This window comes from Streptomyces sennicomposti, assembly GCF_019890635.1.
Lineage (GTDB): Bacteria > Actinomycetota > Actinomycetes > Streptomycetales > Streptomycetaceae > Streptomyces > Streptomyces sennicomposti.
Genome location: NZ_JAIOAB010000025.1, coordinates 24,087 through 37,775 on the forward strand (window position 1 = coordinate 24,087; position 13,689 = coordinate 37,775).

A 13,689-nucleotide genomic window follows, 5' to 3' on the forward strand; every position below is an offset into this window, starting at 1 on the left:
CTACTTGGCGGTCTCGGCGACCAGGCGCTCGACCGCGTCGACGGCCTCGCCGACGGCGGCCGGGTTCTGGCCGCCGCCCTGGGCGACGTCCGGCTTGCCGCCACCGCCGCCGCCGAGCGTCTTGGCGGCGGTGCGGACCAGGTCGCCGGCCTTCAGACCGCGCTCACGGGCGGCCTCGTTGGTGGCGATGACCGTGAGCGGCTTGCCGTTGTTCACCGTGAACAGGGCGACCACGGCGGCCCGGCCGCCCTGGATGCGGCCGCGCACGTCCAGGACCAGCTTGCGCAGGTCGTCCGGCGTGGTGCCGTCCGGGACCTGGCCGGTGACCAGGGCCACGCCGCGCACGTCCTTGGCGGACTCGGCGAGTCCCGCGGCGGCCTGGAGGACCTTCTCGGCGCGGAACTTCTCGATCTCCTTCTCGGCGTCCTTCAGCTTGCCGAGCATGGCGGAGACCTTCTCCGGAAGCTCCTCCGGGCGGCCCTTGATCAGCTCCTGGAGCTGGGCGACGACCGTGTGCTCCCGGGCGAGGAAGTTGTAGGCGTCCACGCCGACCAGGGCCTCGATACGGCGCACGCCCGAGCCGATGGAGGACTCGCCGAGCAGCTTCACCAGACCCAGCTGGGCGGTGTTGTGCACATGGGTGCCGCCGCACAGCTCCTTGGAGAAGTCGCCGATGGTGACGACGCGCACGCGCTCGCCGTACTTCTCGCCGAACTCGGCGATGGCGCCCTGCTTCTTGGCCTCGTCGATGCCCATGACCTCGGCGTGCACGTCGAGGTCGCGGGCCAGCACCTCGTTGATCTTCTGCTCGACGTCGGTCATCACGGCCGTCGGGACGGCGGACGGGGAGCCGAAGTCGAAGCGGAAGCGGCCGGGCTGGTTCTCGGAACCGGCCTGGGCGGCCGTCGGGCCGAGGGCGTCGCGCAGCGCCTGGTGGGTGAGGTGGGTGGCCGAGTGGGCGCGGGCGATGGCCTTGCGGCGGCGGCCGTCGATCGAGGCGTGGGCCTTGGCGCCGACGGTGACCTCGCCGACCTGGACGACGCCCTTGTGGACGTAGACGCCCGGGACCGGCTTCTGGCAGTCGCGGATCTCGATGACGGCGCCGGAGTCGACCTTGATGCGGCCGGTGTCGCCGATCTGGCCGCCGCCCTCGGCGTAGAACGGGGTGCGGTCCAGGACGACCTCGACCTCGTCGCCCTCGGTGGCGGCCGGGGAGGACACGCCGTCCACCAGGAGGCCGACGATCGTGGACTCGCCCTCGGTGTCGGTGTAGCCGATGAAGTCGGTCTCGCCGGCGGTGTCGGCGATCTCGCGGTAGGCGCCCAGGTCGGCGTGGCCGGTCTTCTTGGCCTGGGCGTCGGCCTTGGCGCGCTCCCGCTGCTCCTTCATCAGGCGGCGGAAGCCCTCCTCGTCCACGGACAGCCCCTGCTCGGCGGCCATCTCCAGGGTGAGGTCGATGGGGAAGCCCCAGGTGTCGTGGAGCAGGAACGCCTTGTCGCCGGAGAGGACCTTGCCGCCGGACTGCTTGGTCTCGGTGACGGCGGTGTCGAGGATGTTGGTGCCGGCCTTCAGCGTCTTCAGGAAGGCGTTCTCCTCGGCGAGGGCGACCTTCTCGATGCGCTCGCGGTCGGTGACCAGCTCCGGATACTGCTGGCCCATCATGTTGACGACGACGTCGATGAGGTCCCTGACTACCGGGCCGGTGGCGCCGAGCAGGCGCATGTTGCGGATGGCGCGGCGCATGATGCGGCGCAGCACGTAGCCGCGGCCCTCGTTGCCCGGGGTGACGCCGTCGCCGATGAGCATGGTGGCGGTGCGCATGTGGTCGGTGACCACGCGCAGGGACACGTCCGAGGCGTGGGCGTCGCCGTAGGCGACGCCGGTCAGCTCGGTGGCCTTCTTGATGACGGCCATCGAGGTGTCGATCTCGTACATGTTCTGTACGCCCTGCAGGATCATGGCGAGGCGTTCGAGACCGAGGCCGGTGTCGATGTTCTTGCTCGGCAGGTCGCCGAGGATCTCGAAGTTGTCCTTGCCGGTGCCCTCGCCGCGCTCGTACTGCATGAAGACGAGGTTCCAGATCTCCACGTACCGCTCGTCGTTGACGGCGGGGCCGCCCTCGACGCCGAACTCGGGGCCGCGGTCGTAGTTGATCTCGGAGCAGGGGCCGCAGGGGCCGGGCACGCCCATGGACCAGAAGTTGTCCTTCATGCCCAGGCGCTGGATGCGCTCCTTGGGCACGCCGACGACCTCGTGCCAGATCTGCTCGGCCTCGTCGTCGTCCTTGTAGACGGTGATCCACAGGCGCTCGGGGTCGAGGCCGTAACCGCCCTTGTCCTGGGGGCTGGTGAGCAGCTCCCAGGCGAGCTTGATGGCGCCTTCCTTGAAGTAATCGCCGAAGGAGAAGTTGCCGCACATCTGGAAGAACGTGCCGTGCCGGGTGGTCTTGCCGACCTCTTCGATGTCCGGCGTGCGCACGCACTTCTGCACGCTGGTGGCGCGCGGGAACGGCGGCTTGACCTCGCCCAGGAAGTAGGGCTTGAAGGGCACCATGCCGGCCGGGACGAGGAGCAGAGTCGGGTCGTCCGCGATGAGCGACGCCGAAGGGACGACGGTGTGCCCGCGCTCCTCGAAGAAGCTCAGCCAGCGGCGGCGGATCTCAGCCGACTCCATCAGTGGTCCTCATTCCGGTTGTTCGAGTACGTCGGGTACGTCGAGCCGTCGACGTACTTCGGGCTGGTGTGGTTCTCGAGGACGGCGAACCGCCTCGGCGCCGGGAGTTCGGGGTCGACGGGGGCGTTGATGCCCAGCGCCTCGCCGAGTTCGGCCTCCCGCTGCGCCATGTTGTCGCGGACGTCGAGCGCGAAGCCGACCGCGCGGTCCTTGAGCCGGTGACCGGTCTCCAGCGCCTTGTTCGCCGCGGTGACGGCGAGGGACTCGGGGGTCAGCTGCTTCAGCTTGCGGTTGACCTTGGTGGTGGCCCACACACCGGCGGCGACGCCGGTGCTGAACCAGAACGAACGGCGGAACATCGCTAGTCCTTACTTCTCCCGGTTGTTCCGCTTCCCCCGCCGCGCGGCCGGGACGGTGCGGCCCACGATCACGGTACGCCTCGACGTCTTGGCGGGCACGTCCTCCTTGCGGCCGCCCAGGGCCCGGCGCACGCCGTAGCCGAAGGCGGCGACCTTGACCAGGGGGCCGCCGAAGGTGGAGGCGACGGTCGTCGACAGCGCGGACGCGTTGGACGTGACCTCCTGGACGTCGGAGGCGATGGCGTCGACGCGGTCGATCTGGGTCTGCGCGGAGCGCACCGCCTGCGAGGCGTCGGCCAGCAGCGGAACGGCCTGATCGGTCACGTCCGCCACGAGCTTGGTGGTCGCCTTGAGCGTCTGGGCCACCCTCGCCAGCGCCACGGCGAGGAAGGAGACCAGGATCGCCCAGAAGACGGCCACCAGGATCCCGGCCACCTCACCACCGGACACTGTGCGCACCCGCTCCCTGAAACGTGCCTGAACTTCGAGAACATCGAGAAAGTCGTACACCGAGCCTATCGCGCCCGGGGCGGGGCTCCGTACCGGATTACCGCCGCCGCGCCGCGCGGCGGCGACCGGCGTTTGTACGGACCGATTACGGTTCAGTACGCTCCGTGTCCCATGCGAGACCCCATGCGTGATTCCACGCCGGCCGAGCCGTCCCCGGGCAGTGGCGCGGCGGGCAACCTGCCCGCCGAACTCGACGCGTTCGTCGGCCGCGCGGCCGAACTGGACGCGCTGGCGCGGGCGCTCGGCGCCGCGCGGCTGGTGACGGTGACCGGCGTGGGCGGGGTCGGCAAGTCGCGGCTGGCGGCGCGGGCGGCGGCCCGCTCGACGGCGCCGGACGGCGTGTGGCGGGTGGAGCTGGCGCCGCTTCGGGACCCGGAGTTCCTGGACCACGCCGTGGTGGAGGCGCTGGGGCTGACCGACCACACCACGCGCCCGCCGCGCGAGGCCCTGCTCGCGCATCTGGCCGGGCGCCGGCTGCTGCTGGTGCTCGACGGGTTCGAGCATCTGGCGCAGGCGTGCGCGGGCCTGGTGGCCGAGCTGCTGCGGCGGGCGCCGGGGCTGACGGTGCTGGCGGCGGGGCGGCGGCCGCTGGGGGTGGCGGGCGAGCGGCTGTTCCCGCTGGCGCCGCTGGGCGCGGAGGACGCGACGGAGCTGCTGGTGGCGCGGGCCGCGCAGCAGGACGTCGCGGTGGACGGCGGCGATCCGGCGGTGCGGGAGCTGTGCCGGCGCCTGGACGGCATTCCGCTGGCGATCGAGCTGGCCGCGGGCCGGCTGCGGGCGCTGTCGCCGGGGCGGCTGCTGGAACGGCTGGACGACCGGTTCCGGCTGCTGACCGGCGGCGGCCGGGACGCCCTGCCCCGGCACCGGACGCTGCGCACGGCGATCGGCTGGAGCCACGAGCTGTGCACGCCCGCGGAACGGCTGCTGTGGGCACGCCTGTCGGTGTTCGCCGGGCCGTTCGACCTGGAGGCCGCCGAGTACGTGTGCAGCGGCGGCGGGCTGCCCTCCGACGACGTCCTGGACGTGCTGACCGAGCTGCTGGCGCAGTCGGTGGTGGCGCGCGAGGAGACGGCGGCCGGGGTGCGCTACCGGATGCTGGACACGGTGCGGGCCTACGGCGCCCAGTGGCTGGTGGCGGCCGGGGACGCGGAGCGGCTGCGGCGCCGGCACCGCGACTGGTACGTCGGGCTGGCCACCTGGTGCGAGCTGGAGTGGTTCTCGCCCCGGCAGCGGGAGGTGGCGGCGCGGATCGAGGCGGAGCTGCCGAATCTGCGCGCCGCACTGGAGTACTGCATGACCGGCCCGGACGAGGCGCATCTGGGCCAGTACCTGGCGGGCTGCCTGTGGTTCTGCTGGGCGGGGTGCGGGCGGCTGTCGGAGGGCCGGCACTGGCTGGGGCGCGCGGTGGAGCTGGACGGCGGACACGAGCAGTCCCGGCTGCGGGCGCTGGCGATGCTCGGCTATGTGGCGATCCTGCAGGGGGACACGGTGCCGGCGCTGGCCGCGCTGCGCGAGTGCCGGGAGAGCGCCGAGCGCACGGCGAGCGCGACGGCGCTGGCGTACGCGGAGCACCGCACCGGCTGTCTGGCGCTGATCACGGACGACGTGGAGCGCGCGGAGACGCTGCTGCGCTCGGCGCTGGAGCGGTACCGGGAGCTGGGCGAGCTGAACAGCACGGTGCTGATGGGGCAGGTGGAGCTGGCGATGGCGCGGGCGTTCCAGGGCGATCTGCCGGACGCGGTGCGGCTGTGCGAGGACGTCCGCCGGGTCTGCGACGACCACGGCGAGCGCTGGACGCGGGCGTACGCGCTGTACGTCCTGGCGTACGCGGCCTGGCGCAAGGGGGATCTGGTCCGCGCCCGAACGCTGCTGGTGGACTGTCTGGGCAGCGCGCACGGGTTCCGCGATCTGCTGGGGTCGGTGCTGGCGGTGGAGCTGCTGGCGCTGGTGACGGTGGCCGAGGGCGACGCGGTGGAGGCGGCGGTGCTGCAGGGCGCGGCGGCCGGCATGTGGCCGTCGGTGGGGCTGCGGCTGTTCGGGTCGGCGCACTACAACGCGCCGCACGAGCTGTGCGAGGCGATGGCCCGGGAGCTGCTGGGCGACGAGCGGTACGAGGAGTGCGTGCGCCAGGGGGCGGGGCTCGGCCGGGAGGCGGCGGTGACGCGGGCGCTGCGCGGTTCGCGCACCCGGTCGCTGCGGCGGCTGCCGGCGCCCCGGCCTCCGGGGCCGGTCCGCCGGCTGCGCTCCCAGCTGTCGAACGGCGACTGACCGGCCGGTCAGCTGTGCCCTGGAGGCCCGAAAACGCGCGGACCCGCCGTCCCCTCCGCCCGGGCGGGCGGGGAGACGGCGGGTCGAGGCGGTGCTACGGCCTGCCGGTGATCAGCGGGCGTAGTACTCGACGACGAGCTGCTCGTCGCAGATCACCGGGATCTCCTTGCGGTTCGGCTCGCGGTCCAGGCGGAACGCCAGGGCCTTGAGGTTCACCTGGAGGTAGCGCGGGGTCTCGCCCTCGGGGGCGAAGCCACCCTCACGGGCGATCGTGAAGAGCGTCTTCTCCTTGGAGCGGTCGCGGACCTGCACGACGTCGTCCGGACGGACACGGAAGGACGGCTTGTCGACCTTCTGGCCGTTGACCTGGATGTGGCCGTGGACGACCATCTGACGGGCCTGGTAGATCGTGCGGGCGATGCCCGAACGCAGGACCAGCGCGTCGAGGCGGCGCTCCAGCTCGACGATCAGGGCCTCACCGGTCTTGCCCTGGACCTTGGAGGCACGCTCGTAGGCGCGGACGAGCTGACGCTCGGACACGTCGTACTGCGCGCGCAGACGCTGCTTCTCGAGCAGACGGACCTTGTAGTCCGAGTTCTGCTTGCGGCCGCGGCCGTGCTCGCCCGGCGGGTAGGGACGGGCCTCGAAGTACTTGACGGCCTTCGGGGTCAGCGCGATGCCGAGGGCACGCGACTTCTTCACCTTGGGGCGGGACTGGTTCGCCACTGTCTCTCATTTCGTAGTGTTCGGCTCGTCAGGGTTACGGAGGTCGCATCCGCAGCCGGGAAAACCCGCTGGTCCACGAGGGACCTGCCGGGCAGCCGTTTCCCTGGTCTGGGCACATACGTGCAGCACGCGAGTGGCCCACCGACCTGTCCCGGAACTCCGGGTGGTGGTGGGCTGCCCGCGACACCGTTCGACGGTGCGCGACGCTCCTGGAGCCGGTCCGTGACGAACCGGGTCTCCGGCTAGTTGTCCCGCTCTGACGGCACGGGACTCAGCACTCCGCAGCAGTCTACAGGCTGCTGTGACCGCTTCCGACCGAGGTGCTCACGGACGCTTGCGGCCCAGGTGCTTGCGGGTCCACTCCACCGCGTCCGCGTAGCGCGCCTCGGCGCCGTGCCGGCTCGGGCTGTAGTACTCGCGGTCCTTGAGGGCGTCCGGCGCGTACTGCTGGGCGGCGATGCCCTCGGGCAGGTCATGCGGGTAGACGTAGCCCTGGGCGTGGCCGAGCTTGGCGGCGCCCTTGTAGTGGCCGTCCCGCAGGTGCGGCGGCACGGACCCGGCCAGCCCCTTGCGCACGTCCTCCAGGGCGGCGCCGATCGCCGTGGTCACCGAGTTGGACTTGGGGGCGAGCGCGAGGGCGATGGTGGCGTGGCTGAGGGTGAGGGCGGCCTCGGGGAAGCCGATCATGGCGACGGCCTGGGCGGCGGCGACGGCGATCGGCAGCGCGTTCGGGTCGGCGAGGCCGATGTCCTCGCTGGCGGAGATCATCAGCCGGCGGGCGATGAACCGGGGGTCCTCGCCGGCCTCGATCATCCGGGCCAGGTAGTGCAGGGCGGCGTCGACGTCCGAGCCCCGGATGGACTTGATCAGGGCGCTGGCGACGTCGTAGTGCTGGTCGCCGTCGCGGTCGTACTTCACCGCGGCCCGGTCGACCGTCTCCTCCAGCGTGGTCAGGGAGATCTCGTCCTCGCCCTTGTCGAGGGCGGCCCCGGCGGCGGCCTCCAGCGCGGTCAGCGCCCGGCGGGCGTCGCCGCCGGCGATGCGCAGCAGATGGTCCTCGGTGTCCTCGGGCAGGGCGACGGCGGACTTCAGGCCCCGCTCGTCGGCGAGGGCGCGGCGCAGCAGGCCGCGCACGTCGTCGTCGGTGAGGGGTTCGAGGGTGAGCAGCAGGGAGCGGGACAGCAGCGGGGAGATCACCGAGAAGTACGGGTTCTCGGTGGTGGCCGCGATCAGGGTGACCCAGCGGTTCTCCACCGCCGGGAGCAGGGAGTCCTGCTGCGCCTTGCTGAAGCGGTGGATCTCGTCGAGGAAGAGGACGGTCTCCTGGCCGTACCCGCCGGTGGCGCGGCGGGCGCCGTCGATGACCGCGCGGACCTCCTTGACGCCCGCGGTGATCGCCGACAGCTCCACGAAGCGCTTGTTGGTGGCCTTGGAGACGACGTAGGCGAGGGTGGTCTTGCCGGTGCCGGGCGGGCCCCACAGGATCACCGAGGAGGGTCCGGCCGGTCCTCCCGCGCCCTCGCCGACCAGTCGGCGCAGGGGCGAGCCGGGCTTCAGCAGATGCTGCTGGCCCACCACCTCGTCGAGGGTGCGCGGGCGCATCCGGACGGCCAGCGGGCTGGCGGCCGGGTCCTTCTCCTGGCGTTCTTCTGCTGCGGCGGTGAACAGGTCGGGCTCCACACGGAAACCCTATGGCACGCCACTGACAACGCCGTGGGCCGCCGGACCCGGCGGCCCGCCCGGGCCGGGGGACACAGGCCCGGCGGCTCGGGCCGAGAGGGTTCGGGCCCGGCGGCTCAGGCCCAGAGGCTGCTGCCCCAGCGGGTGAGGATCAGCATGGCGATGACGCCGGTGTGGGTGACCGGGAGCACCCAGGTGAACTCGGCGAGGAACGACTTCACCTGGCGCGGGGCGGGCAGGAAGTCGTTGCGGATGTTGAAGGAGGTGACGTACCAGAACAGGGTGAGGGTGGCGACCCAGGCCAGGGAGCACCACAGGCACAGGGCGTTGATCCGGTACAGCGACTGGTACTGGAGCCAGGTCACGAAGCAGACGCCGAAGAGCGTGCCGGCGTTGAAGGTGAGCCAGTACCAGCGCGGGAAGCGGGCGCGGGCCAGCAGGCTCATGCCGACGCAGATCACGATGCCGTACGCGACCAGGCCGAGCATGGGGTTCGGGAACCCGAAGACCGAGGCCTGCTTGCTCTCCATGACGCTGCCGCAGGAGATGATCGGGTTGATGCTGCAGTTCGGAGTGTAGGTCTTGCCGGCGAGCTTGGCCTCGAGGATCTTCTGCTTGTCGATCGTGATGACCCAGGCGGCGAGCAGTCCGGCGGCGCCGCAGATCACCAGCAGCAGGGCGAGGGCGCGGCTGCCGCCGGCCGTCCGGGGTCCGGGGGCCGCGGGCTCGGAGTCGGGCTCCATGGAGACGTCCTTGACTGTCGTCTTGCTCATCACGCCGATTCCGTCGCTCGAGAGTCGGAGGTGCTTCGGGCAGGGCCATTGTGCCGCACGCGCGCGCGTGTTCACCGTTCGATGGGGATAAGGAAACGGGCGCGAGAGGTGTGGCCACCGCCTGTGGGACCGGTACCGGCGGCCGGGAGCGGCGTTCACCTCCGTCCGCCGAAACCGCCCGACATGACGAACGGGCGCGCACGAAGTTGACGCCCCGCCGGTGCGTCCACGTCCGGCGGCACGCGCGCGGGCCGAGGCCCCCACACGGCAGGGCGCCGGACTCCGCGCGGGAGTCCGGCGCCCTGGGACGCGCGGGAAGCGTCAGCCGAGCCGGGACTCCAGCTCCGCCACGATCTCGTTCACGCCGATGGCCGCCTGCTCGCCGGACTCCATGTCCTTGAGCTGGACGACGCCCTCGGCCAGGTCGCGCTCGCCCATCACCAGGGCGTAGCGCGCGCCCGAGCGGTTGGCCGCCTTCATGGCCGCCTTCAGGCCCTTGCCGCCGTAGGAGAAGTCGGCGGCGACGCCGTTCTTGCGCAGCTCGGTGACCTTGGCGAACAGGACGCGGCGCGCCTCCTCGCCGAGCGGGACCGCGAACACGCTGGTGGTGGCGGGAAGCTGGAGTTCGACGCCCTCCGCCTCCAGGGCGAGGACCGTGCGGTCCACGCCGAGCGCCCAGCCGACCGAGGGCAGCGCGGGGCCGCCGATCATCTCGGACAGGCCGTCGTAGCGGCCGCCGCCGCCGACCGCGGACTGCGAGCCGAGGCCGTCGTGCACGAACTCGAAGGTGGTGCGCGTGTAGTAGTCCAGGCCGCGGACCAGCTTGGGGTCGTCCTCGAAGGAGACGCCGGCCGCGGTGATCAGCTCGCGGACCTCCTCGTGGTACGCCTTGCAGGCGTCGCACAGGTAGTCGCGCAGCAGCGGGGCGTCGGTGAGCTGCTTCTGCACGTCGGGGCGCTTGTCGTCGAGCACGCGCAGCGGGTTGATCTCCGCGCGGCGCAGCGTGTCCTCGTCCAGATCCAGGCCGCGCAGGAAGTCCTGGAGCGCCGCGCGGTAGATCGGGCGGCACTCCTTGTCGCCCAGGCTGTTGAGCAGGATGCGGAAGTTCCTCAGGCCCAGCGAGCGGTAGGCCTGGTCGGCCAGGATGATCAGCTCGGCGTCGAGCGCCGGGTCCTCCGCTCCGATCGCCTCGGCGCCCACCTGGGAGAAGTGGCGGTAGCGGCCCTTCTGGGGGCGCTCGTAGCGGTAGTAGGAGCCGGAGTACCAGAGCTTGACCGGCAGATTGCCGGCCTTGTGCAGGTTGGCCTCCAGGGCCGCGCGCAGCACGGAGGCGGTGCCCTCCGGGCGCAGGGCGAGCTTGTCGCCGCCCTTGGTCTCGAAGGCGTACATCTCCTTGGTGACGATGTCGGTGGACTCGCCGACACCGCGCGCGAAGAGTTCGACGTTCTCGAAGCCGGGCGTCTCGATGTAGCCGTAGCCGGAGTTGCGCAGCGGGGCGGCGATGGCCTCGCGCACCGCCAGGAACTTCGCGGAGTCCGGCGGGATCAGGTCGTAGGTGCCCTTGGGGGCCTTGAAGGTGCTCACGAAGTCTCTCGTCACATTCCTCGTCGGGGAGCGTCGCCCGCTCCCTGGCCGGCCGCCACCTGCCGCAGATACGGGTTGGTGGCGCGCTCCTGGCCGATGGTCGTCTGGGGGCCGTGGCCGGACAGCACCACGGTCGAGTCGTCGAGCGGCAGGCACACGCGGGCCAGCGAGTCGAGCATCTCGGCCATGTCACCGCCGGGCAGGTCGGTGCGTCCGATGGAGCCGGCGAACAGCAGATCCCCGGAGAAGAAGACCTGCGGGATGTCCGCGGTCTCGGGCATCCGGAACGTCACCGACCCCTTGGTATGGCCCGGCGCGTGCGCGACGGAGAACTCCAGACCGGCCAGCTCCAGCCTGGCGCCGTCGGCCAGTTCCTCGACGTCGTCCGGCTCCCCCACGGTCAGCTCGCCCATCAGCGGCATGCCGATGGAACGGCCGAGGGCCTTCTCGGGGTCGCTCATCATGTACCGGTCGGCCGGGTGGATCCAGGCGGGTACGCCGTGTGCTCCGCACACCGGGACGACCGAGGCCACGTGGTCGATGTGGCCGTGGGTGAGGACGACGGCGACGGGCTTGAGCCGATGCTTCTTCAGCGCTTCCTCGACGCCTGGGGCGGCCTGGTGGCCGGGGTCGATGATCACGCACTCCTCACCGGCGGCGGGGGCGACGAGATAGCAGTTCGTCCCCCAGGCCCCGGCGGGGAACCCGGCAATGAGCACGATCGTCCTTCGTTTGTGTCGATAAGGGAGGGCATCGGGCGGCTACGCCTGTGATCCGAGCCTACCGGCGCTGCCGGATCCTCAGCTAACCCATATACGGTACGGGGCACACGCAGGCGGTCGGCTCACGGGACGCGCGCGTACCCGTCGACACATGAGACGCATGAGGAGAGAACCCGGTGGTCAGCCAGGAGCAGCGGCGGCGTCAGCTCGCCCGGGAGAAGTTCTTGCGGCAGCAGCAGCGGCGCACCGAGGCGCGGCGCAAGGCGCGTGTGCGCAACTCGGTGATCGCGTCGGTGCTCGGCGTGGTCGTCATCGCCGGTGCGGCGCTGTACACGACCGGGGCCCTCAAGAGCGACAAGGACGACAGCAAGTCGAACGCGGGCGCGGAGGTCTCCCCCAGCGCCACCAGCAAGGCGCCGGACCCGTGCGCCAAGCCGGCCGCGGGCTCGGTGAAGAAGCTGAGCTGGAAGAAGGAGCCGGCGATGAAGATCGACACGTCGGCGAAGTACACGATGAAGCTGGCCACGACGTGCGGTGACATAGACATCGCGCTGAAGGCGGGCGCGGCGCCGCACACGGTGAACTCGTTCGACTTCCTGGCGGGCCAGGGCTACTTCGACCACACCAAGTGCCACCGGCTCACCACCGCCGGCATCTACGTGCTCCAGTGCGGCGACCCGCAGGGGCAGGGCACGGGCGGTCCCGGCTACACGATCCCGGACGAGAACCTCAAGGACAAGAGCCTGACCGGCAACGTCTACCCGGCGGGCACGGTGGCGATGGCGAACCAGTACGACGCCTCCAGCGGGCAGGGCCGCAACTCCGGCGGCAGCCAGTTCTTCCTCGTCTACCAGGACAGCCAGCTTCCGCCCAACTACACCCCCTTCGGTACGATTTCAGAGTCCGGGCTGAAGGTGCTGAAGAAGATCGCCGCCGCGGGCGAGAACACCGGGGCCGGCGACGGGGCGCCCAACGCGACGGTCGTCATCAACAAGGCCACGGTCACGAAATCCTGATCGTCAACTGCGTAATTTCGGTCGTGCTGGATGCGGACAGGCAACCCGCCGGTCGCCTATGTTGGCCGTGACGAAACTGTGGACGATGCCCGGGGGAGCCACGAAGCCCCCTCGCGGGCATCATGTGGAGGAGGCGCTGTGAGCAGCGACCCGTGGGGCCGCGTCGACGAGACGGGGACCGTGTACGTGCGGACGGCCGACGGCGAGCAGGTCGTCGGTTCCTGGCAGGCCGGCTCCCCCGAGGAGGCGCTGGCCTACTTCGAGCGCAAGTACGAGGGCCTGGTTGTCGAGATCGGCCTCCTCGAGAAGCGAGTGCGGACCACCGACCTGTCGTCGAAGGACGCGCAGGCCGCCATCGGCCACCTTCGGGAGCAGATCGACGCGCACCACGCGGTCGGTGATCTCGACGCGCTGCGCGCCCGCCTGGACAAGCTGGTCGAGACCGTCGAGGCGCGGCGCGAGGAGCGCAAGGCGCAGCGCGCCCGGCAGACGGACGAGGCCCGGCACGCCAAGGAGGCGCTGGTCGCGGAGGCGGAGGAGCTGGCCCGCTCGGACCAGTGGCGGGTGGCCGGTGAGCGGCTGCGGGCGCTGGTGGACACCTGGAAGGGGCTGCCGCGGCTGGACCGCAAGTCGGACGACGAGCTGTGGCACCGCTTCTCGCACGCCCGGTCGGCGTTCTCCAAGCGGCGCAAGGCGCATTTCGCGCAGCTGGACGCGCAGCGCGAGGAGGCCCGCCGGGTCAAGGAGCGGCTGGTCGCCGAGGCGGAGGCGCTGTCGGGTTCGACGGACTGGGGTCCGACGGCGGCCCGCTACCGGGATCTGATGGCCGAGTGGAAGGCCGCGGGCCGGGCGCAGCGGGAGCACGAGGACGATCTGTGGAACCGTTTCCGCGGCGCCCAGGACGTGTTCTTCGCCGCGCGCGGTTCGGTGTTCGCCGAGCGCGACGCCGAGCAGGCGGAGAACCTCAAGCTGAAGGAGGAGCTGGCCGAGGAGGCCGAGCGGCTGCTGCCGATCGCCGATCTGAAGGCCGCCCGGGCCGCCTTCCGCTCGATCAACGAGCGCTGGGAGGCGATCGGCCATGTGCCGCGCGACGCCCGGCCCAAGGTCGAGGGCCGGATGCACGCGGTGGAGCGGGCTCTGCAGGAGGCCGAGGAGGCCGAGTGGCGCCGGACGAACCCGGAGGCGCGTGCGCGTGCCGAGGGTCTGACCGGTCAGCTGCAGGCCGCCGTGGACAAGCTCCGGGGCCAGATCGAGCAGGCGCGCGCCCAGGGCAACACCGCCCGGGCCGACAAGCTGGAGAAGGAACTGGAGGGCCGTCAGGCGCTTCTGGACCAGGCTCTGAAGGGTCTGCAGGAGTTCGGCGGCTGAGGCTGAGGCG

11 protein-coding genes are annotated in these 13,689 nt (G+C 71.5%); 3 read left to right on the top strand and 8 right to left on the bottom strand.

Annotated elements, in window-relative coordinates; all coding sequences use genetic code 11:
* Genes alaS through K7787_RS16230 form a run of 3 tightly spaced genes read right to left on the bottom strand, consistent with a single transcriptional unit; the run spans position 1 to position 3,491 of the window.
* Positions 1–2,673, bottom strand: coding sequence for an alanine--tRNA ligase (gene alaS, locus K7787_RS16220; RefSeq protein WP_009187609.1), 2,673 nt, complete (start codon positions 2,671–2,673; stop codon positions 1–3).
* Positions 2,673–3,032, bottom strand: coding sequence for a hypothetical protein (locus K7787_RS16225; RefSeq protein WP_223001844.1), 360 nt, complete (start codon positions 3,030–3,032; stop codon positions 2,673–2,675). Before K7787_RS16225 ends, alaS begins: the two co-directional genes overlap by 1 nt.
* A 9-nt stretch (positions 3,033–3,041) precedes the next feature.
* Positions 3,042–3,491, bottom strand: coding sequence for a DUF948 domain-containing protein (locus K7787_RS16230; RefSeq protein WP_009187611.1), 450 nt, complete (start codon positions 3,489–3,491; stop codon positions 3,042–3,044).
* Between the two features lie 174 nt (positions 3,492–3,665).
* On the opposite strand from K7787_RS16230, the gene K7787_RS16235 reads away from it, so the two are divergent.
* Positions 3,666–5,810 (top strand): ATP-binding protein, encoded by a 2,145-nt coding sequence (locus K7787_RS16235; RefSeq protein WP_247720956.1) that lies wholly within the window; start codon positions 3,666–3,668, stop codon positions 5,808–5,810.
* Between the two features lie 111 nt (positions 5,811–5,921).
* Here the strand turns inward: K7787_RS16235 and rpsD are convergent, their stop codons facing one another.
* From rpsD to K7787_RS16260, 5 genes are all read right to left on the bottom strand, one after another.
* The gene (gene rpsD, locus K7787_RS16240) at positions 5,922–6,536 is read right to left on the bottom strand and encodes a 30S ribosomal protein S4 (protein WP_009187613.1); all 615 of its coding nucleotides are present in this window, start codon (positions 6,534–6,536) and stop codon (positions 5,922–5,924) included.
* Between the two features lie 324 nt (positions 6,537–6,860).
* Positions 6,861–8,216, bottom strand: a complete 1,356-nt coding sequence (locus K7787_RS16245) for a replication-associated recombination protein A (RefSeq protein WP_223001846.1) — start codon at positions 8,214–8,216, stop codon at positions 6,861–6,863.
* Positions 8,217–8,332: 116 nt separating this feature from the next.
* Positions 8,333–8,989, bottom strand: coding sequence for a vitamin K epoxide reductase family protein (locus K7787_RS16250; protein ID WP_223001847.1), 657 nt, complete (start codon positions 8,987–8,989; stop codon positions 8,333–8,335).
* A 321-nt stretch (positions 8,990–9,310) separates the two neighbouring features.
* Positions 9,311–10,573, bottom strand: a complete 1,263-nt coding sequence (gene hisS, locus K7787_RS16255; RefSeq protein ID WP_169438076.1) for a histidine--tRNA ligase — start codon at positions 10,571–10,573, stop codon at positions 9,311–9,313.
* Positions 10,574–10,584: 11 nt separating this feature from the next.
* Positions 10,585–11,292 carry an MBL fold metallo-hydrolase gene (locus K7787_RS16260; protein ID WP_009187617.1) on the bottom strand — a complete coding sequence of 236 codons (708 nt, stop codon included), beginning with the start codon at positions 11,290–11,292 and terminating at the stop codon, positions 10,585–10,587.
* Positions 11,293–11,471: 179 nt separating this feature from the next.
* Between K7787_RS16260 and K7787_RS16265 the strand changes: the two genes are divergently transcribed.
* Together K7787_RS16265 and K7787_RS16270 are read left to right on the top strand one after the other, a co-directional pair.
* Positions 11,472–12,311, top strand: coding sequence for a peptidylprolyl isomerase (locus K7787_RS16265; RefSeq protein WP_019984655.1), 840 nt, complete (start codon positions 11,472–11,474; stop codon positions 12,309–12,311).
* Between the two features lie 138 nt (positions 12,312–12,449).
* Positions 12,450–13,679: a DUF349 domain-containing protein gene (locus K7787_RS16270; protein WP_009187619.1), complete on the top strand. Its 1,230-nt coding sequence runs from the start codon at positions 12,450–12,452 to the stop codon at positions 13,677–13,679.
* Positions 13,680–13,689 lie beyond the last annotated feature (10 nt).

What these genes read in the sequence shown, in the direction of transcription:
- alaS (WP_009187609.1), bottom strand. Translation starts at nt 2,673, where the DNA reads ATGGAGTCGGCTGAGATCCGCCGCCGCTGGCTGAGCTTCTTCGAGGAG.
- K7787_RS16225 (WP_223001844.1), bottom strand. Translation starts at nt 3,032, where the DNA reads ATGTTCCGCCGTTCGTTCTGGTTCAGCACCGGCGTCGCCGCCGGTGTG.
- K7787_RS16235 (WP_247720956.1), top strand. Translation starts at nt 3,666, where the DNA reads ATGCGTGATTCCACGCCGGCCGAGCCGTCCCCGGGCAGTGGCGCGGCG.
- K7787_RS16250 (WP_223001847.1), bottom strand. Translation starts at nt 8,989, where the DNA reads ATGAGCAAGACGACAGTCAAGGACGTCTCCATGGAGCCCGACTCCGAG.